The 24895-nt window shown below is 40.3% G+C and carries 20 protein-coding genes and 1 tRNA gene; all 21 read left to right on the top strand.

Annotation, left to right across the window (positions count from 1 at the left end):
• Positions 1 to 1174: DUF1542 domain-containing protein (locus tag DSY56_RS02820; protein WP_160109904.1), on the top strand; the 1174-nt coding region annotated here is incomplete at its 5' end.
• Positions 1175 to 1386: 212 nt separating this feature from the next.
• Positions 1387 to 2235, top strand: coding sequence for a DNA-processing protein DprA (gene dprA / locus DSY56_RS02815; protein ID WP_112443775.1), 849 nt, complete (start codon positions 1387 to 1389; stop codon positions 2233 to 2235).
• 733 nt (positions 2236 to 2968) lie between these two features.
• Positions 2969 to 4012, top strand: coding sequence for a TIGR00341 family protein (locus DSY56_RS02805; RefSeq protein WP_112443773.1), 1044 nt, complete (start codon positions 2969 to 2971; stop codon positions 4010 to 4012).
• A gap of 165 nt (positions 4013 to 4177) precedes the next feature.
• Positions 4178 to 6265, top strand: coding sequence for a type I DNA topoisomerase (gene topA, locus DSY56_RS02800; protein WP_112443772.1), 2088 nt, complete (start codon positions 4178 to 4180; stop codon positions 6263 to 6265).
• Positions 6266 to 6362: 97 nt separating this feature from the next.
• Positions 6363 to 6509: a hypothetical protein gene (locus DSY56_RS12245; protein ID WP_000693333.1), complete on the top strand. Its 147-nt coding sequence runs from the start codon at positions 6363 to 6365 to the stop codon at positions 6507 to 6509.
• A 12-nt stretch (positions 6510 to 6521) separates the two neighbouring features.
• On the top strand, positions 6522 to 6881 hold the full coding sequence (locus tag DSY56_RS02795; protein WP_001237210.1) for a YbaN family protein: 360 nt from the start codon (positions 6522 to 6524) through the stop codon (positions 6879 to 6881).
• Between the two features lie 93 nt (positions 6882 to 6974).
• Complete coding sequence (locus DSY56_RS02790) at positions 6975 to 7607, top strand: copper homeostasis protein CutC (protein WP_000262412.1); 633 nt, start codon at positions 6975 to 6977, stop codon at positions 7605 to 7607.
• Positions 7608 to 7649: 42 nt separating this feature from the next.
• Positions 7650 to 8306, top strand: coding sequence for an MmcQ/YjbR family DNA-binding protein (locus DSY56_RS02785; RefSeq protein ID WP_000461556.1), 657 nt, complete (start codon positions 7650 to 7652; stop codon positions 8304 to 8306).
• Positions 8307 to 8619: 313 nt separating this feature from the next.
• A complete protein-coding gene (locus DSY56_RS02780; RefSeq protein WP_001261084.1) occupies positions 8620 to 10182 on the top strand; it encodes a 2-isopropylmalate synthase in 1563 nt (520 codons plus the stop codon).
• An 11-nt stretch (positions 10183 to 10193) separates the two neighbouring features.
• Entirely contained in the window at positions 10194 to 11231 is a 1038-nt protein-coding gene (gene leuB / locus DSY56_RS02775; protein WP_112443771.1) for a 3-isopropylmalate dehydrogenase, read from the top strand.
• On the top strand, positions 11228 to 11497 hold the full coding sequence (locus tag DSY56_RS02770) for a DUF1294 domain-containing protein (protein WP_112443770.1): 270 nt from the start codon (positions 11228 to 11230) through the stop codon (positions 11495 to 11497). Before leuB ends, DSY56_RS02770 begins: the two co-directional genes overlap by 4 nt.
• 3 nt (positions 11498 to 11500) lie before the next feature.
• Complete coding sequence (leuC, locus tag DSY56_RS02765) at positions 11501 to 12883, top strand: 3-isopropylmalate dehydratase large subunit (protein WP_112443769.1); 1383 nt, start codon at positions 11501 to 11503, stop codon at positions 12881 to 12883.
• 9 nt (positions 12884 to 12892) lie between these two features.
• Positions 12893 to 13486, top strand: a complete 594-nt coding sequence (gene leuD / locus DSY56_RS02760; RefSeq protein WP_112443768.1) for a 3-isopropylmalate dehydratase small subunit — start codon at positions 12893 to 12895, stop codon at positions 13484 to 13486.
• A gap of 27 nt (positions 13487 to 13513) precedes the next feature.
• A complete protein-coding gene (locus DSY56_RS02755; RefSeq protein ID WP_061438937.1) occupies positions 13514 to 14293 on the top strand; it encodes an L-threonylcarbamoyladenylate synthase in 780 nt (259 codons plus the stop codon).
• Between the two features lie 196 nt (positions 14294 to 14489).
• Positions 14490 to 15476 carry a GMP reductase gene (locus tag DSY56_RS02750; protein WP_112443767.1) on the top strand — a complete coding sequence of 329 codons (987 nt, stop codon included), beginning with the start codon at positions 14490 to 14492 and terminating at the stop codon, positions 15474 to 15476.
• Between the two features lie 66 nt (positions 15477 to 15542).
• A tRNA-Arg gene (locus tag DSY56_RS02745) sits at positions 15543 to 15614 on the top strand.
• A 329-nt stretch (positions 15615 to 15943) separates the two neighbouring features.
• Positions 15944 to 20272 carry an LPXTG cell wall anchor domain-containing protein gene (locus DSY56_RS02740; RefSeq protein WP_112443766.1) on the top strand — a complete coding sequence of 1443 codons (4329 nt, stop codon included), beginning with the start codon at positions 15944 to 15946 and terminating at the stop codon, positions 20270 to 20272.
• 320 nt (positions 20273 to 20592) lie between these two features.
• Positions 20593 to 21924 (top strand): glycosyltransferase, encoded by a 1332-nt coding sequence (locus DSY56_RS02735; RefSeq protein WP_112443765.1) that lies wholly within the window; start codon positions 20593 to 20595, stop codon positions 21922 to 21924.
• A 1-nt stretch (position 21925) separates the two neighbouring features.
• Positions 21926 to 23281 (top strand): sodium:solute symporter family transporter, encoded by a 1356-nt coding sequence (locus DSY56_RS02730; RefSeq protein ID WP_112443764.1) that lies wholly within the window; start codon positions 21926 to 21928, stop codon positions 23279 to 23281.
• On the top strand, positions 23265 to 23969 hold the full coding sequence (locus tag DSY56_RS02725; protein ID WP_112443763.1) for an acylneuraminate cytidylyltransferase family protein: 705 nt from the start codon (positions 23265 to 23267) through the stop codon (positions 23967 to 23969). Before DSY56_RS02730 ends, DSY56_RS02725 begins: the two co-directional genes overlap by 17 nt.
• Entirely contained in the window at positions 23966 to 24844 is an 879-nt protein-coding gene (locus DSY56_RS02720) for a glycosyltransferase family 52 (RefSeq protein ID WP_112443762.1), read from the top strand. The genes DSY56_RS02725 and DSY56_RS02720 overlap by 4 nt, the downstream gene beginning before the upstream one ends.
• Positions 24845 to 24895 lie beyond the last annotated feature (51 nt).

The following is a 24895-nucleotide window of genomic DNA, read 5'->3' as shown; positions in this document are numbered from 1 at the left end:
TCAGCACTTAACAACAGAAGAGAAGAAAGCGGCGATTAAGAAGGTTGAAGACGCCTTGGCAGAAGCGAAACGCAAGGTCAATGAAGCGACTGACCAAGCAGGAGTTGAGAAAGCTAAGCAGGCTGGACTTGATGCCATCAACAACATCAATCCAACCGCAGAGGCGAATAAGTCAGCTAAATCAGAAGTAGAGCAAAAAGCTAATCTCAGCCTATCTCTTATCGACGACAATGCTAACCTTTCTCTATTTGAAAAAGATGTTGCTAAAAATCAGGTAAGGCAGGCTCTTCAAGATGCGCTTAAGAAAATTGACCAAGCCAAAACACAAGATGAAATCGATCGAGCGAAGCAAGAAGCTTTATCTAGCATGGATCATATTCTAGCCGAGGCTATTGCTAAAGCTAACGTTCGAAGACTGTCTAGTCAGGATAAGGATGGTGGTCAAACACCAGATTCTCCTTCGGATTCAGCTCAGTCTGGAATAAATTCTGTTGCTTCACCATCTGCTACAAGAACTCGAAGAACTCCTCCACGTCGCGCTCGTAGAAGCGTTGGATTTGTAGGGAATTCCCAAACAGGTACAAGTCCATCGGCTGTGGACAAGTCAGAACTTCGTACTCTAGTAGAGGATCTGGAACGTCGCTTGCAAGACTTAGCAGGTCTATCTCCTGAAGTACTTGAAGAAGCACAGCGTATCTTGAGAGAGGCGCAAGCAGCTCTTGCTAATGAAAACTTAACAGCTCAAGAATTGGCAGACGTCCTTGCTAAAGTTAGACAGGTTCTCAATTCTCTACAAGCTGGCACATCAGCTGATAAGAGTCCGTCTGCGTCAAACTCAAATAAAGAAGCAGAAAGTGCCAAGGGAGCTAAAAATGAGACAGAAGTTCCTCTATATGGTGTCTTAGGAGCTGCAGTTCTTTCTCTTCTAGGAGCTCTCCTCTTTGCAGTAGCTCGTAAAAAATCCTCTCAACTAGATAAGCTTTCAAGAGAATTGCACCAGCTTGTAGTGGAGCTAGAGGCTAGCGACAAGGATAAAAAAGTTCTAAACAAGGCTAAGAAATTAGCTGATGAAGCACGACTCTTTGTAGATAGCCATCAAAAAGATTCTCAAAAAGAAGCAGAACTAATTTCTGAAATCAAGACTGTTCTCAGTCAACTCAAAGAAGAAATCTAGTCTTGAAGAAAACCCTTACGTTCAGGAACTGAGTGAGTAGGTTTGTAGCTATGATGAGGAAATAATAAAATCTCCAGATTAGGAACCATCAGTGAGTTCTCTAGTCTGGAGATTTTTCAATATACTTCATTATTGGGGGATTACAAATAGTCGGATGTTTTTTGATTTTTTTACGAATAAATAGATGAGTAGATAAAGAAATGGAGTTATTTATGAAAATCACAAACTATGAAATCTATAAGTTAAAAAAATCAGGTTTGACCAATCAACAGATTTTGAATGTCCTAGAATATGGTGAAAATGTTGATCAAGAACTGTTGTTAGGTGATATTGCAGATATATCAGGTTGCCGAAATCCAGCTGTTTTTATGGAACGTTATTTTCAGATAGACGATGCGCATTTGGAGAAAGAGTTTCAAAAGTTTCCATCTTTCTCTATTTTAGACGACTGTTATCCTTGGGATTTGAGTGAAATATACGATGCACCTGTGCTTTTATTTTACAAGGGAAATCTGGACCTCTTGAAATTTCCAAAGGTAGCAGTCGTGGGTAGTCGTGCTTGTAGCAAACAGGGAGCTAAGTCAGTTGAAAAAGTCATTCAGGGATTGGAAAATGAACTGGTTATCGTCAGTGGCTTAGCCAAGGGCATTGACACAGCAGCTCATATGGCAGTTCTTCAGAATGGCGGAAAAACCATTGCAGTGATTGGAACAGGACTGGATGTGTTTTATCCTAAAACCAATAAACGTTTGCAAGACTATATTGGTAATGACCATCTGGTTCTCAGTGAATATGGACCTGGCGAACAACCTCTGAAATTTCATTTTCCTGCCCGTAATCGCATCATCGCTGGACTTTGTCGTGGCGTGATTGTAGCAGAGGCCAAGATGCGCTCAGGTAGTCTCATTACCTGTGAGAGGGCAATGGAAGAAGGGCGCGATGTATTTGCTATTCCTGGTAGCATTTTAGATGGACTATCAGACGGTTGCCATCATTTGATTCAGGAAGGAGCAAAATTGGTCACCAGTGGGCAAGATGTGCTTGCGGAATTTGAATTTTAAAAATGACCTATGCTAGAATTCTGAGAAAAAATCAATTTCAAGATAAAATGAAGTAAATATCCCCACAATAAAGCGCATAGTATCAGGTTTTTTCATCACTTGATATTATGCGTTTTTCTAAGTGAATAAGTAGAGTGGAGGACTTTTCCCATAGGAAGGAAAGTAATTTAGTGTAATTGAGAAAGGAGAGTTGCTTGTGACTAATCTTGGTCAACTTATTATCAGGGAGCTGTATCGTCTCAAGTATTGCCAGTAAGGAAAAATAAAGCCTTCAAAAGTAGAGATTACAAGGCTTGTTTAAGAAAGAATTCAAAGACCTTGACAGATAAAAATAAAATGGTTATTATAAAAAATGGTCTGAAATTTATGATGACACTCTTCGAAAATCTTTTTAAATTAGCTCAGCTTTGCCTTGCTGTGTTTTGAGTAAGTTACGGTGAGCTTCCGAGCTTGATTTTCATTTACTAGAAATGAAACTGATGAGAGATAGCAATAGATAGTTGCATCAGGATGTGATGGAAAATGATAAAAAGATCTCGTTAGATTGGCATATTAGGCTACTAAAGTATTGAGTTTGTTAGAATTTTATACTCAATGAAAATCAAAGAGCAAACTAGGAAGCTAGCCGCAGGTTGCTCAAAGCACCGCTTTGAGGTTGCAGATAAAGCTGACGTGGTTTGAAGAGATTTTCGAAGAGTATTAGTGACTAGTCAGCTAGGAAAGGAAGATATTTGTGACAAATAATAAACTGTATTCGTTGGTAGAATTTAGAAATAAAATATATGAAGAATTAGAACTCTCCAGAAGTGATTTAGCGATTTTGCTATGTGCCATGCTTATCGCCTCTATCGGATTAAATATGGATTCGACTCCCGTGATTATTGGAGCCATGTTAATTTCTCCTTTGATGACACCTATTCTGGGGGTGGGACTCTCTCTAGCTATATTTGATTTTAAATTGTTAAGAAAATCTTTTAAAATATTAGCTATTCAAATTCTTGCCAGTTTAATAGCTTCAACACTTTATTTTTATCTTTCTCCCATTTCGTATGCTAGTTCGGAGATTGTTGCTAGAACCTCTCCGACTATTTGGGATGTTCTCATTGCTTTTGTAGGAGGGATAGCTGGTATTATTGGTGCTAGGAAAAAAGAGACCAATAATATTGTCCCTGGTGTCGCGATTGCAACTGCCTTGATGCCTCCTCTTTGTACGGTAGGTTACGCTATTGCTTCTGCTAATCTAAAATTTATCATAGGCTCCTCTTACCTATTCCTCATCAATTGTAGCTTTATTGTCATTGCGACTTATATAGGTGTTAGGTTGATGATGGTTAAGAAGCACTATTTTAGAGATAATGAAGAAGACTCTAAAATGCGCAAGATTTTGCTTCTAGTTGCTGTTTTGCTGATGATTCCGAGTTTCATCTCTGCAACGACTTTAGTCAGAGAAACGTTGAAAAAAGAGTCCCTTAATAAATTTATATCAGAGCAGTTTCAGGGGCATAATATTTTGAAAAAAACCTATTCTAAAAAGACTCATACCCTAAAGCTAACCATTTCAGGAAATTATTTAACAGAAGAGGAGCTTGATATGATTTCCAGTAAGAGGGGGGACTATGGTTTAAGTGATGTTTCTGTTCAAGTTTCACAATTGTCTGATTCAGAACAACTTAGCAAGGAAGAACTGGTAGAGTATTTCTTCCAGTATATCAAGGATAAGGAAGCAAAAGAAAAGGAAAAGGCTAATAAATTTGATACAGAGTCTGAGGAACAATAATTTCTTGAGAATAGCTGGTTTTTTTCGTGAGTCTTCTATGTATCTCAAAGGAAGATTGTGGTCTTAAGTATAAACTTTTCTTCTATTATAGTAGCTAAGTCTTGACAGGGTTCAAAAAATGGTTTACACTTTATAAAGTTTATTACTTTGAAAAGGTGTGATACTGTGGCTACGGCAACAAAAAAGAAAAAATCAACAGTTAAAAAAAATCTAGTCATCGTGGAGTCGCCTGCTAAGGCCAAGACGATTGAAAAATATCTAGGCAGAAACTACAAGGTTCTAGCCAGTGTCGGGCATATCCGTGATTTGAAGAAATCCAGTATGTCCGTTGATATTGAAAATAATTATGAACCGCAATATATCAATATCCGAGGAAAAGGTCCTCTCATCAATGACTTGAAAAAAGAAGCCAAAAAAGCTAATAAAGTCTTTCTGGCGAGTGACCCGGACCGTGAAGGAGAAGCGATTTCTTGGCATTTGGCCCACATTCTCAACTTAGATGAAAATGATGCCAACCGTGTGGTCTTCAATGAAATCACCAAGGATGCGGTCAAAAATGCTTTTAAAGAACCTCGTAAGATTGATATGGACTTGGTCGATGCCCAACAGGCTCGTCGTGTCCTGGATCGCTTGGTAGGATATTCGATTTCGCCTATTTTGTGGAAGAAGGTTAAGAAGGGCTTGTCAGCAGGGCGCGTACAGTCCATTGCGCTTAAGTTAATCATTGACCGTGAGAATGAGATCAATGCCTTCCAACCAGAAGAATATTGGACAATTGATGCTGTCTTTAAAAAGGGAACCAAGCAATTTCAGGCTTCCTTCTATGGAGTGGATGGTAAAAAGCTGAAACTGACTAGCAATGATGAGGTCAAGGAAGTATTGTCTCGTCTGACTAGTAAAGACTTTTCAGTAGATCAGGTGGATAAGAAAGAGCGCAAACGCAATGCTCCTTTACCCTATACCACTTCATCTATGCAGATGGATGCTGCTAATAAAATCAATTTCCGTACTCGAAAGACCATGATGGTTGCCCAACAGCTTTATGAAGGGATCAATATCGGTTCTGGTGTTCAAGGTTTGATTACCTATATGCGTACCGATTCGACTCGTATCAGTCCTGTAGCGCAAAATGAAGCAGCAAGTTTCATTACGGACCGTTTTGGTAGTAAGTATTCTAAGCATGGTAGCAAGGTCAAAAATGCATCAGGTGCTCAGGATGCCCATGAGGCTATTCGCCCGTCTAGTGTCTTTAATACACCGGAAAGTATTGCTAAGTATCTGGATAAGGATCAACTCAAGCTTTATACTCTTATTTGGAATCGTTTTGTAGCCAGTCAGATGACAGCTGCTGTCTTTGATACCATGGCTGTTAAATTGTCTCAAAATGGGGTTCAATTTGCTGCCAATGGTAGTCAGGTTAAGTTTGATGGTTATCTTGCCATTTATAATGATTCTGATAAGAATAAGATGTTACCGGACATGGCTGTTGGAGATGTGGTCAAGCAGGTCAATAGCAAACCAGAGCAACATTTCACCCAACCGCCTGCTCGTTATTCTGAAGCGACACTGATCAAGACCTTGGAGGAAAATGGGGTTGGACGTCCGTCCACCTATGCGCCCACCATTGAAACTATTCAGAAACGTTATTATGTTCGCCTTGTAGCCAAACGTTTTGAACCAACAGAGTTGGGAGAAATTGTTAATAAGCTCATCGTTGAATATTTCCCAGATATCGTAAACGTAACCTTCACAGCTGAAATGGAAGGCAAACTAGATGATGTCGAAGTCGGAAAAGAGCAGTGGCAACGTGTTATAGACGCCTTTTACAAACCATTCTCTAAAGAAGTCGCCAAGGCTGAAGAAGAAATGGAAAAAATCCAGATCAAGGATGAACCAGCTGGATTTGACTGTGAAGTGTGTGGCAGTCCAATGGTCATTAAACTTGGTCGTTTTGGTAAGTTCTACGCTTGTAGCAATTTCCCAGATTGCCGTCATACCCAAGCAATCGTGAAAGAAATCGGCGTAGAGTGTCCAAGTTGTCATCAGGGACAAATCATTGAACGTAAAACCAAACGTAATCGTCTCTTCTATGGTTGCAATCGCTATCCAGAATGTGAATTTACCTCTTGGGATAAGCCTGTTGGTCGTGACTGTCCAAAATGTGGCAACTTCCTCATGGAGAAAAAAGTCCGTGGTGGTGGCAAGCAGATTGTTTGTAGCAAGGGTGACTACGAAGAAGAAAAGATTAAATAAGAAGAGAGTCCTGAAAGTGAATTTCAGGCTCTTTTGGTTGGAACTTGACAAAATTCATCATTTTATGCGAAACTAGAAGAAGATTATTTTATACTCAATGAAAATCAAAGAGCAAACTAGGAAACTAGCCGCAGGTTGCTCAAAGTACTGCTTTGAGGTTGCAGATAAGACTGACGAAGTCAGGAACCATACCTACGGTAAGGCGACGTTGACGTTTTTCGAAGAGATTTTCGAAGAGTATTAATTAGGAGTAGTTATGCGTCTTATCTATCTGATAATTGGTTTTTTATCACTGGCTTTGGCTATTATTGGGGTTGTCTTGCCCTTGTTGCCGACAACGCCTTTCCTTTTGTTGTCTATTGCTTGTTTCTCCAGAAGTTCCAAACGTTTCGAAGACTGGCTTTATCATACCAAGCTCTATCAAACATATGTAGCTGATTTTCGGGAAACCAAGTCAATTGCGCGTGAACGTAAGAAAAAAATCATCGTATCCATCTACATCTTGATGGGAATTTCCATTTATTTTGCCCCTCTCTTACCAGTCAAAATCAGTCTGGGTGCTTTGACCATCTTTATCACCTATTATCTCTTTAAGGTTATTCCAGACAAAGAATAAGTAAAATTTGTAACTATTTCCCTTGATAAAATTGAAAGCATATTCACAATAATATGATATAATAAATTTAAAGTAATCTTCAAGGAGAATCAAATGGTTTACGAATTTTGTGCTGAAAATGTGACCTTGCTTGAAAAAGCTATGGAGGCTGGAGCTCGTCGAATCGAACTCTGTGATAATCTAGCAGTTGGTGGGACAACACCAAGCTATGGAGTAACTAAGGCAGCAGTTGAACTGGCAGCTAACTATGATACGACCATCATGACCATGATTCGCCCACGTGGTGGCGACTTTGTCTATAATGATATGGAAATTGCTATTATGCTAGAAGACATTCGCTTGACTGCTCAGGCTGGAAGTCAAGGAGTTGTATTTGGAGCTTTAACTGCTGACAAAAAGTTGGATAAACCTAATCTGGAGAAGTTGATAGCTGCGTCAAAAGGAATGGAAATTGTCTTTCATATGGCCTTTGATGAATTGAGCGAAGAAGACCAGTTAGAAGCTATTGACTGGCTCAGCCAAGCCGGTGTCACTCGTATCCTAACTCGCGCTGGTGTGTCTGGCGATTCACTAGACAAACGTTTTCCTCACTATCACAGAATTTTGGAACATGCTAAAGGTAAGATTGAAATTCTACCAGGTGGGGGGATTGACCTTGACAACCGTCAAACCTTTATCGACCAGCTAGGTGTGACACAACTACATGGTACTAAGGTTGTCTTTTAAAAAATAGAAAGGGACTGCTGCTTAGGGTAGCAGTTTTCACTTATGTTTGAAATTTTTAAATCCTATCAGTTTAATCACGAAAAGGCTAAAGCTTTTGGTTTTGTAGAAAATAGTGGAGTCTGGACCTATAGTTGCCAGATTTTGCAGGGTGACTTTGTCATGATTGTATCCATCACTGCTGATAATGTGAGTTTTCAAGTCTTTGACCAGGAAACGGGCGACCTCTATCCTCAAGTTCATATGGAAAGTATGACAGGAAGTTTTGTTGCAAGTGTCCGTGAGGCTTGTCTGGAGATTCTCTACCAGATTCGGAAGGCTTGTTTTGAGGTGCAAGATTTTATCTGTCCTCAGACTAAGCGAATCCTGACTCAAGTTCAGGAACAGTATGGAAACCAGTTGGAATATCTGTGGGAAAAATCACCTGATACGGCAGTCTTAAGACATGAAGGTAATCAAAAGTGGTATGCTGTCTTGATGAAAATCTCTTGGGATAAGCTGGAAAAGGGCAGAGAAGGACAGGTGGAAGCAGTCAACCTCAAACACGACCAAGTAGCAGACTTGCTTTCACAAAAGGGCATTTATCCAGCCTTTCATATGAACAAACGCTACTGGATTAGTGTGGCGCTTGATGATACTTTATCAGATAAAGAAGTACTAGAATTGATAGAAAAAAGTTGGAATTTAACTTCTAAAAAATGAAATATTTCAAGGATTTTCAATAACTTTCAATTAGCTAAATATTCTATACTGAAGAAATTTTCAGAAAATATTTGATTTTTTCTTGACAAGTGCTTTTGCCTGTGCTAAAATACTAAACAAGATATCAAACGAAGGAGAAAGTCAAACATGAAAACAGCTAAGTTTAATCAATTTGCTTTGTTGTTGAGGTACTCGGGCTAGTGCAAAAAGCATTAGTCCTGTTTGGCTTACCAAGCGGGAGTGAATCAACATCTCGCTTGGGTTTCTGAGCGAGATGTTTTTTTAAAATCACATTTGGAAAAGGGGAAATCTTATGCGAACAGTTGAATTTCTAGATACCAGTCTTCGGGATGGAGAGCAGACACCCGGTGTTAACTTTTCAATCAAGGAAAAAATTGCCATTGCAAGGCAACTGGAGAAATGGGGTATTTCAGCCATCGAAGCTGGTTTTCCGGCGGCGAGTCCAGACTCATTTACGGCAGTGCAGGAGATTGCTAAGGTCTTGAAGAAAACGGCGGTGACTGGTTTGGCACGTTCGGTCAAGTCTGATATTGATGCTTGTTACGAAGCCCTCAAGGATGCCAAATATCCACAGGTTCACGTCTTTATCGCTACCAGTCCCATTCATCGTAAGTATAAGCTCAATAAGAGCAAGGAAGAGATTTTGGAAGCTATTAAGGAGCATGTTTCTTATGCCCGTTCTAAGTTTGAAGTGGTCGAATTCTCTCCAGAGGATGCGACCAGAACAGAGTTGGATTTCCTCTTGCAAGTTGTTCAAACAGCGGTCGATGCAGGTGCAACTTATATCAATATCCCTGACACGGTAGGATTCACCACACCAGAGGAATACGGAGCTATCTTCAAACACTTGATTGAGAATGTCAATACAGATCGTCAGATTATCTATTCACCACACTGTCATGATGACCTCGGAATGGCAGTAGCTAATAGCCTTGCTGCCGTCAAGAATGGGGCAGGACGTGTTGAAGGAACTATCAACGGTATTGGGGAGAGAGCTGGAAATGCTGCCTTGGAAGAAATTGCAGTAGCCCTCAATATTCGCCAAGATTACTACCAAGCAGAAACCAGTATTGTCCTAAATGAGACAATCAATACGTCAGAAATGGTTTCTCGCTTCTCAGGAATTCCAGTTCCTAAAAACAAGGCTGTGGTTGGTGGTAATGCCTTTTCTCATGAATCTGGTATTCACCAAGATGGAGTTCTTAAAAATCCTCTCACTTATGAAATCATCACTCCTGAATTGGTCGGTGTCAAGAGTAACAGTCTTCCGCTTGGAAAATTGTCAGGTCGCCATGCCTTTATTGAGAAACTAAGAGAATTGGCCCTAGATTTTACAGAAGAGGACATCAAACCACTCTTTGCTAAGTTCAAGGCACTGGCAGACAAGAAGCAAGAAATCACAGATGCAGATATTCGAGCGCTGGTCGCTGGAACTATGATTGAAAACCCAGAAGGCTTCCATTTTGATGATTTACAACTGCAAACCCATGCAGATAATGACATTGAAGCGCTTGTTAGCCTGGCTAATATGGATGGTGAGAAAGTCGAATTTAATGCGACAGGACAAGGTTCTGTTGAGGCTATCTTCAACGCTATTGACAAATTCTTCAATCAATCCGTTCGCTTGGTGTCCTACACTATCGATGCGGTGACGGATGGAATCGATGCTCAAGCTCGGGTCTTGGTCACTGTTGAAAACAGAGATACAGAAACCATCTTTAACGCAGCAGGTCTTGATTTCGATGTGTTGAAGGCTTCGGCTATTGCCTACATCAATGCCAATACCTTTGTTCAAAAAGAGAATGCTGGTGAGATGGGACGTAGCGTTTCCTATCGCGATATGCCTAGTGTGTAAAGGAGAATACTATGACAAAGAAAATAGTAGCTCTAGCAGGGGATGGAATTGGCCCAGAAATCATGGAGGCTGGTTTAGAGGTTCTGGAGGCTCTAGCTAAAAAAACAGGCTTTGTCTATGAAATAGACAGACGACCTTTTGGAGGTGCAGGTATTGATGCTGCAGGGCATCCCTTACCTGATGAAACCCTCAAGGCAAGTAGAGAAGCAGATGCCATTCTCCTAGCGGCTATCGGTAGTCCTCAGTATGATGGAGCAGCGGTTCGGCCTGAACAAGGCTTGCTGACTCTCCGTAAGGAACTCAATCTCTATGCTAATATTCGCCCTGTAAAAATCTTTGACAGTCTCAAGCATTTGTCACCTCTCAAACCAGAACGAATTGCTGGTGTAGACTTTGTCGTGGTGCGGGAGTTGACAGGTGGGATTTACTTTGGAGATCATATTCTTCAAGAGCTCAAAGCGCGTGATATCAACGACTATAGCTATGAAGAAGTAGAGCGGATTATTCGCAAAGCCTTTGAAATTGCAAGAAATCGCAGAAAAACCGTTACCAGCATCGATAAACAAAATGTTTTGGCGACATCAAAACTCTGGAGAAGAGTAGCTGAGAAGGTCGCACAGGATTTCCAAGATGTGACCTTGGAACACCAGCTGGTGGACTCAGCTGCCATGCTTATGATTACCAATCCTGCTAGGTTTGATGTTATTGTAACGGAGAATCTTTTTGGAGATATTCTCTCTGATGAATCAAGCGTTCTATCTGGCACACTTGGGGTTATGCCATCAGCCAGTCACTCTGAAAAGGGTCCAAGTCTCTATGAACCTATTCACGGTTCAGCTCCTGATATTGCTGGTCAAGGCATTGCAAATCCTATCTCCATGATTTTATCAGTGGCCATGATGTTGAGAGATAGTTTTGGTCGTTATGAGGATGCAGAGCGTATTGAGCGTGCTGTTGAAGCAAGTTTGGCGGCTGGTGTTTTAACAAGAGATATAGGTGGACAGGCTTCGACTAAGGAAATGACGGAAGCTATTATTGCAAGCTTATGAAGTTAGACGAAAAAATTACTCTAGTCCTTTTGATTTGGAATGTCATGGTTTTCTTGATTTATGGTATTGACAAATCTAAGGCAAGGAGAAGAGTTTGGCGCATCCCTGAGAAAATCTTACTTATTTTAGCCTTTACTTGTGGCGGTTTTGGTGCCTGGCTAGCAGGAATCATCTTTCACCACAAGACTCGAAAATGGTATTTTAAAACAGTTTGGTTTCTTGGGATGGTGACCACACTAGTAGCCTTATATGTTATTTGGAGGTAATAGATGGCAGGAAAATCGATTTTTGATAAATTATGGGACCGTCATGTCATCACAGGAGAAGAGGGGCAACCTCAACTCATGTATGTGGATCAGCACTATATTCATGAAGTGACCAGTCCTCAGGCTTTTCAAGGATTACGAGACGCAGGTCGCAGATTGAGACGACCAGACTTGACATTTGGAACATTTGACCACAACGTCCCGACGGTCAATATCTACGATATTCGAGATGTGATTTCTAAAGCACAAATTGATAAGCTAGCTGAAAATGTTGAGGAGTTTGGGATTGAACATGCGGCCCACGGTTCTGAAAAGCAGGGGATCGTTCACATGGTTGGTCCAGAAACAGGACGAACCCAACCAGGAAAATTCATCGTCTGTGGAGACAGCCATACGGCAACTCACGGAGCTTTCGGAGCTATCGCTTTTGGAATTGGGACCAGTGAGGTTGAGCATGTCTTCGCTACCCAGACACTTTGGCAGGTCAAACCCAAGAAAATGCTGGTAGAATTTACTGGAGTTCCTCAAAAAGGAGTTTATTCCAAGGATTACATTTTAGCCTTGATTGCCAAGTACGGCGTTGCTTGCGGCGTTGGCTACGTGGTGGAATATCGAGGTCAGGCTATTGATGAACTGAGCATGGAAGAGCGAATGACCATCTGCAATATGTCTATCGAGTTTGGCTCCAAGATGGGAATCATGAATCCAGATCAAACCACCTATGATTATCTCAAGGGACGTGAGTGTGTTCCAGAGGACTTTGAAGAGGCTGTGGCTGATTGGAAAACAATTGTCAGTGATGAGGATGCCATTTATGATAAGGTTATCCAGATGGATGTCTCAGGATTGGCTCCCATGGTGACTTGGGGCACCAATCCTGCTATGGGTGTTGACTTTGACAGTAGCTTCCCAGAAATTAAGGATATGAATGATGAGCGAGCCTACAATTACATGGACTTGGAGCCTGGTCAAAAGCCAGCTGATATTGAACTAGGCTATATCTTTATCGGTTCTTGTACCAATGCTCGTCTCAGTGACTTGCAACTGGCTGCGCGATTTGTCAAAGGAAAGAAAATAGCCCCCAACTTAACGGCTATCGTAGTCCCAGGTTCTCGTCCTGTCAAACGAGCTGCTGAGAAGTTGGGCTTGGACAAGGTATTTCTAGATGCTGGCTTTGAGTGGAGAGACCCTGGTTGCTCCATGTGTCTGGGGATGAATCCTGACAAGGTTCCAGATGGCGTTCACTGTGCCTCAACCAGCAACCGCAACTTTGAAGACAGACAGGGATTTGGTGCTAAGACTCACCTCTGCAGTCCAGCCATGGCAGCTGCAGCAGCTATCGCAGGGCGCTTTGTAGATGTTCGGAAAATGCCAGAAGCCCAGTAAGGAGAGGATATGGAGAAATTTACAGTTTATACGGGAACGACCGTTCCTCTCATGAATGATAACATCGACACCGACCAAATCCTTCCCAAGCAGTTTCTCAAGTTAATTGATAAAAAAGGCTTTGGTAAGTACCTCATGTATGCTTGGCGTTATTTGGATGACAAGTATACTGAGGACCCAGACTTTGTCTTTAACCGACCTGAATATCGTAAAGCTAGTATTCTCATTTCAGGGGATAACTTTGGGGCAGGGTCTTCGAGGGAACACGCAGCTTGGGCTCTAGCGGACTATGGTTTCAAGGTCGTAATTGCAGGATCTTTTGGTGATATTCATTACAATAATGAACTCAATAATGGCATGTTGCCTATTGTACAGCCCAGAGAGGTTAGAGAGAAACTAGCCCAGCTACAATCGACTGACCAGATAACTGTGGACTTGGAACAACAAAAAATCATCTCACCAATTGGAGAATTCACTTTTGAAATCGATAGTGAGTGGAAACACAAACTCTTAAATGGTTTGGATGATATCGGTATTACCTTGCAGTATGAAGATTTGATTGCTGCTTATGAAAAACAACGACCAGCCTACTGGCAGGATTAGAAGAAAAATAGAAAAGGAAATAGAACTATGACAAAACACATTCAATGGAACGGAACACTTTCACAAGAAGGCTATGACATTTTAAAAGGTGAGGGCGGATGTATCGTTTGTCCTACAAAAGTTGGCTACATTATTATGACTAGCGACAAGGCAGGACTTGAGCGCAAGTTCGCAGCTAAAGAGCGTAACCGTAACAAACCAGGTGTTGTTCTCTGCGGTAGCATGGATGAGCTTCGTGCTTTAGCACAACTCAACCCAGAAATTGAAGCCTTCTACCAAAAACATTGGGATCAAGATATTCTTCTTGGTTGTATCCTTCCTTGGAAACCAGAAGCCTTTGAAAAACTCAAAGCATACGGTGATGGCCGTGAAGAACTGATGACTGACGTGCGTGGAACGAGCTGTTTTGTTATCAAATTTGGGAAAGCTGGTGAACAATTGGCTGCCAAACTTTGGGAAGAAGGTAAAATGGTCTACGCCTCATCTGCAAACCCATCTGGAAAAGGAAACCGTGGTAAGGTAGAAGGTATCGGAGAACGTATCGAAGGAGCTGTAGACCTTGTCATCGAAGCAGACGACTATGTGGCATCCATCCAACCTGACAAAACGATTGAAACTCGCTACGAGCAAGGTGTGATGGTGTCTATGGTCGATAAAGACGGCAAACTCATCCCAGAACAAGGAGGAGCACGTTCAACTTCACCAGCTCCAGTTGTAATCCGCAAAGGGCTTGACATTGATAAGATTATGATGCACCTGTCAGACACCTTTAACTCATGGGACTACCGTCAGGGTGAGTATTATTAGAATGTAGGAAGTGGGGAGAAAATAATCTCTCCTTTCTTTTGTTATTTACACAATAAAACCCGAACGATATGTTTTTATTTATAAAAATATTTGACAAAAACTGTACTTTGGTTTATAATTAATTAAGGAAACGTCGGAAAAGGCGTAGTGATGCGAGAGCATAGGTAGGTCATTACAAAAGAAACGAGACATCGATATGTTAAATGAATTTCCAATTTTTGATTACGAAGATATTCAATTGATTCCAAATAAATGTGTGATTAAAAGCCGAGCAGAAGCGGATACAAGTGTCACTTTAGGAAATCACACCTTTAAACTACCTGTTGTGCCAGCTAATATGCAGACGATTTTGGATGAAAGTGTAGCAGAGCAACTGGCTAAAGGTGGTTACTTCTACATTATGCACCGTTTTGATGAGGCAGGACGCATTCCTTTTATCAAACGTATGCACGATCAAGGGCTCATTGCTTCTATCTCTGTTGGTGTTAAGGATTATGAGTATGATTTTGTTAGCCAGCTCAAGGCTGATGCTCCTGAGTACATCACGATTGATATTGCCCATGGTCATGCGGATAGCGTAATTTCTATGATTCAACACATCAAGAAAGAATTGCCAGATACCTTTGTCATTGCTGGAAATGTGGGAACACCAGAAGCTGTGCGTGAATTGGAAAATGCTGGTGCAGATGCGACTAAGGTCGGAATTGGTCCTGGTAAGGTTTGTATCACCAAGGTCAAGACTGGTTTTGGTACAGGTGGTTGGCAGTTGGCTGCTCTACGCTGGTGTGCCAAGGCTGCACGTAAACCAATCATTGCAGATGGAGGAATTCGTACTCATGGCGATATTGCCAAGTCTATCCGTTTCGGTGCCAGCATGGTTATGATTGGTTCCCTCTTTGCAGGACACATCGAAAGTCCAGGGAAAACGATTGAAGTCGATGGTGAACAGTTCAAAGAATACTACGGTTCAGCTTCTCAATACCAAAAAGGTGCTTACAAAAATGTGGAAGGCAAACGCATTTTGCTTCCTGCCAAAGGTCATCTGCAAGATACTTTAACTGAGATGGAACAAGACCTTCAAAGTGCTATTTCTTATGCAGGTGGACGTCAGGTTTCTGACCTTAAACACGTTGATTATGTTATCGTGAAAAACTCCATCTGGAATGGGGATGCTTCCCACTAAGACGGGCTATCCGTCTAGAAAAAAACTTGTTATTAGAGCAAATTTCTGTTATAATAAAACAAGTTTCCACCCTTAGTGTAATGGATATCACGTAAGATTCCGGTTCTTGAGATGGGGGTTCGATTCCCTCAGGGTGGATGTAAATAGCTCAGGAGTCTGAGTACAAATAGAACAAATCATAAAACACATCATATCATGTCTAGTAAAAACCTTGATATGATGTGTTTTATTTTTTTATAATGCACAGATTTTCTAAATTCTTAACAATGCGATAAATGATTTAACAATCCTCTTTCTGATATTAGAAGTTAGTGGAAGTAATATACAGAAGAGATAAAATATTTTGTACGTCAAAGTTGTCTAATTATGAACAAAATGATATACTAAAATCAACAATTTAGATTTCTTTCTCAATAAGTTACTAGGTTGATATATATATATATATATATATATGGAGGCTTGATATTTTGTCAAATAAAAAGGAAATTTTTTCCATTCGTAAATTAAAAAATGGTCGTTCAGACTCAGTAAAAATAGGTACTCTCGGACTCATTATGGGTGCTGCTATCGCTTTATCTGTCAACACTCAGTCTGTAGAAGCTGCTATTATCGATAACGGAGATGGAACTACTACTATATCAAATAGTAAGGGTTCTATCACAGTAGATACAGCACATGTGAAATTTGAGAATACTGATTATGAGTATGATTATCCTTCAAAAGATTTTGATCCTAATCCAAAACCGAATGAAACAGGTACAGATAACATTACTAAAATAGGTAAGGTAGACTACAAATATGTATCAACTGATGGGACTGTTTTAGAAGAAGATAAAAATCAAGATGCAGGCTTTGAAAAACAAATTTCGGTAGATTATGAAGTATACGGACCATATGGAAAAGTCTTCAAATCATTAACAGGTAACGAAATTACCGATACTGATTTAACCAAGGCAAAAGAGCACGGTGCCGCAGGAAAAGATACTATTGAAAAAAATAATACTACCTATCATAAGATCGGGGATCCAGCTGTAGAAATTACAGGTGATGGAGGAGGGGTATACTCTGACTCTACTCTTGGAAATGTGACTGCAAAACTAACTTCTGAAGGTCTTGTTCAAAATGATGGGAAAATTAACCACAGTGGAGTTAAACCAGGAGGTCGTAGCTGGATTGTCGAAGAAACTGGCAAGGGGACTTACGGTAAATATGTATTAGCCGATACACCAGCCACTACATCTGATAAATGGCTAGAAGATACATTCAAGGCGGGAGAAGCCACAGCAAAAGATTATACTTCTACGAATATCGCTACAGATGGTGGTGTCAAGGAAGGTGATTATGTTTTCGTATTAGAAAAAAATACCTTTGTAACAGGTGAACGTAACAAACTGGGTTTTACCTATGTCGTGAATTTTCCTACAGCAAATAATATATCTACTCTTCATGAATTTTATGAGGCAATCAATGCTCACAAAGACAATCCCGATGACCTTAGTCATGAAGGAACTAGAACTTTTTTAAAAGGGTATTTAGCTTACATCAAAGAAAAAGGTTTGCAAAATACAGAAGGGAATATGAAAAGATACCTTGCGTTTTCATATCTCGGTCAACCTGGAGTCGAAGACTCAGACAAGGAAGATATCCTGGATTCCGAAAAGAGACCAGCTACTGCTACAATATTTGATCCCGATAAAGACATCATAGTTGGTAATGAATCTGGAGGTGACGAAGAAGATGGGTATGGACTCTACTTCAATCTAACCGTTAATGGCCCTGCTACTGAGAAGTATAACTATCGTACAGCCTATACACCCCTTCGTGCTTATCGTTTAGGTAGTGGTCATACTACTATCACCTACACCTATAGTCCTGAAGTAACGAGTAGATCTGAAAAGAAAGGCTCGGTTACCGTACATTATCAAACAGAAGATGGAACAACTCTTAAATCTTCATATAATGATACTGTTGATGCTGTAGTAGAAGTTGAAACAAAAACTTACTATCTTGATGCGAATAATCAAGAAGTAGTTGTCAGCACAAACAAAACTGCAGAGAACGTTCAATACAATACAAAAGAAAGCGATGCAGAAAAACCTCAAAGATTAGAAGCAAATGGTTCTGTTTATTATATAAAAGAGAGTGGAACAAAAACTACAGTAAATGGTGTAGCTACAACTTCAGCAATAGAAGAAGGAACTGTTGTAGAAGGAACAACAGAGGTCACTTATGTCTATGAAAAAGCAGGTTCAGTCATCGTTAACTACAAAACAGAAGATGGAACTCCACTTACAGGTACAGTAGTAGACGAAGATGGAGCTGGTAAAACTGTAGTTTCAGGTACGAAAGATGTTGATAATGGTAAACCAGGAGATCCGTACAACACTGCAGATAACGGAATGAAACCAACCCGTGTTAAAACTGCAGAAGGGAAAGTATACAAATTGGTTGAAGGTTCAACTGAAGGTGAAGAAACAGGTACAGTAGTAGCTGGAGAAACGAAAGAAGTAACATACGTTTATAAAGAAGTTACTGGCGACGTAGTCGTTCACTATGTTGACACAGAAGGTCACACAATCGCGGCTGATAAAGATGATCTTAAAGGTGCTTCTCTAAACGCTAAATACGACACAACTGACAACAAACCAGAAAAAATCACTGGAGAAGACGGAACTGTTTACTACATTACAAAAGCTGGTCTTAAAGACGGTTCTAAACCAGAAACTGGAGATATTGTTGAAGGTACAACAGAAGTCACTTATGTTTACGAAAAAGCTGGATCAGTCATCGTTAACTACGTTGATACAGAAGGCACTCCACTCCAAGGAACTAACGAAAATCAACAACCAGTGACTCAAACGGTTACGGATACTGATAATGCCAAAGCCGGTTCAGACTATGATACACAAGATCATAAACCAGCAAGCATTACTACAGCAGATGGTAAAGTTTATAAACTGGTTCCTCAACGTACGACAGGAAATGAAACAGGCAAGGTTGTTGCAGGGCAAACTCTTGAAGTAACTTATGTATATCAAGAAGCTAAAGGGAATGTAGTTGTTAAGTATGAAGATACTGAGGGTAATGTAATCGCTGCTGACGAACAAGATGAAACAGATGCTTCTCTAAACGTTAAATACGATACAGCTGACCACAAAAAAGATGAAATCACTAAAGATGGTGTTAAATATTACCTAACAGCTAAAGAATTGAAAGACGGTTCTAAACCAGCTACTGGAGACGTAGTAGAAGGAACAACTACAGTAACTTACGTTTACGAAAAAGCTGGATCAGTAATAGTTCATTATACAGATCAAGAAGGTAATCCAATATCAGGAACAGATCCAGAAGGAAATAATGTCCCTGAAACTAATAATGATACAACAGATGGCAGACCAGGAACTGACTATAACACTGCAGATAACGGAATGAAACCAGACCGTATTAAAACTGCAGAAGGAAAAGTATACGAACTAGTGCCTGATTCTACAATCGGAAATGAAACTGGTAAAGTAGTAGCCGGAGATACTGTAGAAGTAACATACGTTTATAAAGAAGTTAAAGGTAATGTTGTTGTTAAGTATGAAGATACTGAAGGTAACGTAATCGCTGAAAACGAAAAAGACGAAACAGATGCTTCTCTAAACGTTAAATACGATACAACTGACCACAAAAAAGCCGAAATCACTAAAGATGGTGTTAAATACTACCTAACAGCTAAAGCACTTAAAGACGGTTCTAAAGAAACTGGAGATGTTGTTGAAGGTACAACAGAAGTAACTTACGTTTACGAAAAAGCTGGATCAGTTCTTGTTCATTACGTTGATACAGAAGGCAATCCACTCCAAGGAACCAATGAAAATCAACAACCAGTGACTCAAACGGTTACGGATACTGATAGTGCCAAAGCAGGTTCAGACTATGATACACAAGATCATAAACCAACAAGTATTACTACAGCAGAAGGTAAAGTTTATAAACTGGTTCCTCAAAGTACTAGAGGAAATGAAACAGGCAAGGTTGTCGCAGGGCAAACTCTTGAAGTAACTTATGTATATCAAGAAGCTAAAGGAAATGTCATCGTTAAATTCCAAGATACAGAAGGCAATCCTATTGCGGATGATGAAAATGATGAAACAAACGCTTCTCTTAATACAAACTACAACACGTCAGAACATAAGAAAGCGACTATCGTAAAAGATGGTATCACTTACTATCTAACTGATAAAGCCCTAAAAGACGGCTCTAAACCAGAAGAAGGACCTGTTGTAGAAGGAACTACAGAAGTCACTTATGTTTATGAAAAAGCTGGATCAGTAATAGTTCATTACGTTGATACAGAAGGCAATCCACTCCAAGGAACCAATGAAAATCAACAACCAGTAACTCAAACAGTTACGGATACTGATAATGCCAAAGCCGGTTCAGACTACGATACACAAGATCATAAACCAACAAGTATTACTACAGCAGAAGGTAAAGTTTATAAACTGGTTCCTCAAAGTACTAGAGGAAATGAAACAGGCAAGGTTGTTGCAGGGCAAACTCTTGAAGTAACTTATGTATACATTCTGGAAAACGCCGTACCAGAGCCTAAGTCAGAGCCTAAACCAGAGCCTAAGCCGGAACCTAAGCCAGAAAAATCAAATAGTATCCAGCCGGAATCAAAGAAATCAGAAGAAAAACTACCGAATACTGGTACAGAAAAAAATACGAACGTATCAACTATGGGATTACTAGCTATGGTAACAGTATTGGCATTAGGGTTATTTAAGAAAAAAGAAGAATCAGAATAACTCAATCTTTTGATTAGTTATTAGCTGAACTTATAATAACTAAATAGTGACTTCAATCAAATGTCTTAATTATTAAATTAAAATTGATGATTCTGAGCACTTCAAAAAACGCAATGTTAAAATTGAAAACATTGATTTACCAATCTTTTCCGGCTATGTATTTTGATGAACAGGTCGTTTTCAGAGGTGCTTTTGAATTATTGATTGATAAAAACTATTTTAGTGTCATTCTAGCTTCCACGATATGAGATGGAAAATCTTTTCTCCTTTTTGTGAGAGGAGATTTTTCAATTTTTATACTGAAAATAAGAGAGGGAAATATGTCAAGAATTATTACACTGCATTCTTTTACAAAAATACAGCGATATGGTTTTGAAAGTACCCAGTTTTATCGAGCGCGTATCGCAAGATATCTGGGAGTAGATTATCTCCATATTCTGACAAACCCACAAGTTAGACCTGACTGGAAGGTGGTTTTAAAAAAGCTAGGATTTTTAGAAAAAGAACTAATCTGTGTTCCTCATAGTTTTTCTGATATAGGACATGATTCCTTATCGGTTAAGCCTGAAACTCTCAATTTATCAGATAGTGATACGGTTGAACTCACTGCAGATGGTTTTGTCTCTTCTCTTACGTTAGGAGATGGCTCGGGTCGTTACTATTATACAAGTGGCCCTTTCCTTTTTGAAGATTTTAAGGCAAAAGAATTACGCTGGTTTCATAAAGATGGAAATCTAGCACTTGAAGGGCGTTTTATCAATCCATTCAAAGAACCTTCTCCTGTTTCTTTATTTTATCCTGAATATATTTTTAGAAAAGATGGAGTTATTTACTCTGAAGAAGATTTACTTGTCAAATTTTTGGTTGATATAGCTCAGGATACAGACTTAATTATTCGCGATCAACAAAGTATACCAAAGCCTAGTCTATGGAGATATATGGAAAACACGGGTAAGAATTACTATGAAGTGATTCATTCAAATGTTTTAATGAATATGTCACATGCTAATTTAAGGAAAAAAAATAAGTATCTTGTGGCTAGTGAGAAATTAACAGAATCATTACAAACAAAGGGCTATCATTCCACATTCTTAGCTCCTATGTTTTCAGAAAAGTTAGGAGAATTAAGACATATAGGCCCAATACGAGACTATTGCTTGGTGGGGCATATGGGGGAAATAAAAAATGTTGGACTAGTTATTGAAGCATTTATTGAGTTGTATAAAAAGGGTTCAAATGTTGAGATTACATTTTATGGTGGATCGGAAACAAGAATACAAGAACTTCGTAATCAGTATGATATCCCTCCCACAATTCATCTAAGAGGAGTGGTAGATAATGTTCCTTATAATCTACATCAATGCTATCTATCAGCCAGTTACACTGAATTGTTTGCAAATGCCTGTGTAGAAGCTTTGAGTCATGGCTTGCTAGCTTTGTTATCAGATGTGGACATTGCTCATCGTTTCTATGCAGAACAATCCAGTGCAATCACCTTATTTAGAACAAAGGAAGAGTTAATAGAAAAGATAGAAGAAATGGAACAAGTGGATTTTTGTAAATCAAATGCAGAAAATATCGCCCTAGCATCTCACTATTCACTAGAGACAGTAGCTCAAATATACCGAAAATTACTAGATAGGAATTTCTAGGATGTTGGGAATTCTAGCTATCCTATTGCTCTATTTCTGCTTGATTTCCTGGATTGCCTATCGGCAAAAAGGGAGTGAGGGGGACTATTATCAGGTTAAGAAAGCTGTTCCAGTGACAGTTTTGGGCTTCTCAGTCTTTGCCACCTTGCTCAGCCCCATTTCCTTTCTGACTCTGGTGGGGAATGCCTATACAGGTAGATCCTATCTCTGGTTTGCCCAGTGCGGGATTTTTCTAGCCATTCCACTAGCTCATCGCTATTTTCTGCCCCTCTATCAAAAGGGAAACTACGAGACAGCTTATCATCTTTTAGAGGACAAGTTTCAATCTCCTAGCATTCGTTCACTGGCTTCAGGACTCTTCATCCTCTATCAGTTGGGGCGAATAGCAGTGGTGACCTACTTGTTGTCTCAGGCCTTAGCGCCCTTTATCCCTCTCAATCAGCTGGTCTTGTCAGGTCTACTCCTTCTTTTGACGGTCTATTATCTGGCAAGGGGTGGTCTCTTGGTTGTGCTGTGGACGGACTTCTTTCAGGGCTTGGTCCTGCTGGCTATATTAGCTCTCTTTCTACCAAGAATTGCCCAATCTGGTTTAGTCATGAATAGCAGTCAACAGATATTTCACTTTGCAGAGACGCTGGATGGGAAGACGGTCTTGATCTTAGTTGTAGGAGCAGGTTTTAGTAGCTTGTTTTCCTACGTTTCCTCACAGGATATTGTCCAACGTTTTAATAGCAAAATGGGGCGCCAAAAGATTGGAAAAATCTTATGGCTACAGGGACTCTTGTCCTTTGGGATTGCCAGTTTACTGTATCTGATTGGTCGCTTGATTCGTCAGGAAAATTTTGCCACCACATCGCCCAATCCTGTTCTCATTGCCTATGTTCAGGAATGTCTATCACCTTGGTTTGGCAGTTTCATCATGCTAGCTCTCTTGACAGCAGGCCAATCCACAGTTTCATCCAGTATGAATGCAATTGTGACCTGCTTGAAGTTGGATTTTGCTTGGTCAAAGATTCGCTGGTCGCCAAGTATCCTATCCTTTGCCTTAGCAGGTTTGTCTTGGTTCCTCTGCCTCTTACTCATGAATGCAGAAATCTACTCCATCTACGAATGGATTAACGGCTTTATGGGGCTGACACTAGGCGTGATAGGTGGTTTGTATCTCTTGGTTTTACTCCTCAAAAGACCGAGTTTACAACTAGCCAAAATCTATCTGTTCTTTAGTTTAGGAGCCTTGTTTCTCTATTATTACAGTGGTTTATTTGCCAACCCCAATCCTTGGTTAAATAGCATCATCACTACCCTATCTGCCCTGTTTATCTCAATTCTAGGAAGACTATATGAAAGCACAATCTAAACCCATAGCCGTCATTTTGATCCGTTCGGGTTCACGCGGCTTAGTGGATAAAAATATCAAACCACTTGTAGGAAAACCTTTGGTTTTCTACACCATAGAAGTCGCTCTAGCCTCCAAGCTATTTAGTGATATCTGGGTTTCTTCAGACTCACTAGCCTATCTGGAACTTTGTCGTCAAGCCTATCCAGAGATTCGTTGTGTCCACAGACCAAAAGAATTGGCCTTGTCAACAACCTCTAGCTTAGAAAGCTTGCGAGACTTTTTACAGCCCTTTGAGGAAGAGCAGATCTTTGTGAATCTACAGGTGACCTCACCCTTGAGAGAGGTGGAGCACCTCGTCGAGTCCTATCACCTCTACTGTCAGTCTGGCGCCGACCATTTGATTTCCTGTGTTAAGGCGGACAAGAGTCGTAGTCTTTTCTTGCAGTTAGAGGAGTCACCTTTTATCCGTCCGCCTCAGGTGTCCAAGCACTATGCTCGGCAGAAAGAGCCTGTCTATTACTATCCCAACGGTAGTATCTGGATTTCTCGCAAGGATCGTTACCTACGAGATGAGACCTTTTACACAGATAAGACAGTAGCCTATGAAATGCCTAAACTCTATTCTTATGATATCGACGATGCCTTGGATTTTGAAGTCGTTGAGACCTTGCTACAACATCACCACCTAGGAGAATCAAAGAGATGAAACACCTCATCATTGCTACAACGCCCTTACAGGCTAAAATTGCCCATCATATCAAGGGATTTTATCCTGATCAGGACTTTGTCAGTCTTTATGTCAGTTCTGTCAAAAATGCCCGTCAGGAGCATTATGCTAAGGATTTTGACCATGTTTACTATCCTCAGAACGTAGAGGACTTGACTCAGATTTGTCAGGAACTGGCGGGAGACTATGACACTATCTTTTATGCTAGTTTTGACAATAGCTTGATTCTGGACTTGGTTGCTAGTTCCTCCTACCAGCATCTCATGAGTTTTGATGATGGCTATGCGGATATTTACCCCTTGGGCATGTATGCTTGCCCTCTCCATCCTAGTCAGGTAGGCTCTTTGGGCTTGACCAGAGATGACTTGATTGAGCGGACGGAAAAGCACTATACCCTCTATCGCAGTGACTACCATATCGTAGCTAGAGAAAAGCTTGTTTATCTGGAGCATTTTTTTGACCTGCCACAAGCACCCGTCTCAAATGGTAAGACGGTCAAGGTCCTGCTGGGACAAAAGTTCTCTGAGGAGGATGACCAAATCTCCATCCGTTTTATCAGTACCTATGCTAAGGCTTTGGCAATTGACCTCTATCTCCCCCATCCCAAGGAAACCTTCCATATTCCAGATGTAACTTACTTGGCTACAGATTTAATCTTTGAAGATGTCCTAGCCCATCTTTTTCAAGAATACGAGTTTGTTCAGGTCTACCATTTTACTTCATCAGTCAGTCTCCACTTACAAGACCTGCCTCATGTGACTATCATAGGCATTTCCCTCCCCTACTATGAGGCCCGTCAAAATGAATTACGCCGATTGGGTTGTCAGTTTGAAACGATTCCACTTGGCTGGTAACTTAAAGTAAATAACTTGCACCCCTTATTCTAATATTTTCCCATTTTAATA

This window comes from Streptococcus sp. 596553, assembly GCF_900411395.1.
In the GTDB taxonomy this organism is placed as follows: domain Bacteria; phylum Bacillota; class Bacilli; order Lactobacillales; family Streptococcaceae; genus Streptococcus; species Streptococcus mitis_BA.
Note: the sequence above shows the minus strand (reverse complement) of the source record. Positions and strands in the feature narration are given on the sequence as shown.

Bases quoted from the DNA above. Each gene is read 5' to 3' on its own strand.
- DSY56_RS02730 (WP_112443764.1), top strand. From the start codon at position 21,926: ATGTTGGGAATTCTAGCTATCCTATTGCTCTATTTCTGCTTGATTTCC.
- leuB (WP_112443771.1), top strand. From the start codon at position 10,194: ATGACAAAGAAAATAGTAGCTCTAGCAGGGGATGGAATTGGCCCAGAA.
- DSY56_RS02720 (WP_112443762.1), top strand. From the start codon at position 23,966: ATGAAACACCTCATCATTGCTACAACGCCCTTACAGGCTAAAATTGCC.
- DSY56_RS02790 (WP_000262412.1), top strand. From the start codon at position 6,975: ATGGTTTACGAATTTTGTGCTGAAAATGTGACCTTGCTTGAAAAAGCT.
- DSY56_RS02795 (WP_001237210.1), top strand. From the start codon at position 6,522: ATGCGTCTTATCTATCTGATAATTGGTTTTTTATCACTGGCTTTGGCT.
- DSY56_RS02785 (WP_000461556.1), top strand. From the start codon at position 7,650: ATGTTTGAAATTTTTAAATCCTATCAGTTTAATCACGAAAAGGCTAAA.
- DSY56_RS02770 (WP_112443770.1), top strand. From the start codon at position 11,228: ATGAAGTTAGACGAAAAAATTACTCTAGTCCTTTTGATTTGGAATGTC.
- leuC (WP_112443769.1), top strand. From the start codon at position 11,501: ATGGCAGGAAAATCGATTTTTGATAAATTATGGGACCGTCATGTCATC.
- dprA (WP_112443775.1), top strand. From the start codon at position 1,387: ATGAAAATCACAAACTATGAAATCTATAAGTTAAAAAAATCAGGTTTG.
- DSY56_RS12245 (WP_000693333.1), top strand. From the start codon at position 6,363: ATGAAAATCAAAGAGCAAACTAGGAAACTAGCCGCAGGTTGCTCAAAG.
- DSY56_RS02750 (WP_112443767.1), top strand. From the start codon at position 14,490: ATGTTAAATGAATTTCCAATTTTTGATTACGAAGATATTCAATTGATT.
- DSY56_RS02725 (WP_112443763.1), top strand. From the start codon at position 23,265: ATGAAAGCACAATCTAAACCCATAGCCGTCATTTTGATCCGTTCGGGT.
- leuD (WP_112443768.1), top strand. From the start codon at position 12,893: ATGGAGAAATTTACAGTTTATACGGGAACGACCGTTCCTCTCATGAAT.
- DSY56_RS02755 (WP_061438937.1), top strand. From the start codon at position 13,514: ATGACAAAACACATTCAATGGAACGGAACACTTTCACAAGAAGGCTAT.
- DSY56_RS02735 (WP_112443765.1), top strand. From the start codon at position 20,593: ATGTCAAGAATTATTACACTGCATTCTTTTACAAAAATACAGCGATAT.
- DSY56_RS02780 (WP_001261084.1), top strand. From the start codon at position 8,620: ATGCGAACAGTTGAATTTCTAGATACCAGTCTTCGGGATGGAGAGCAG.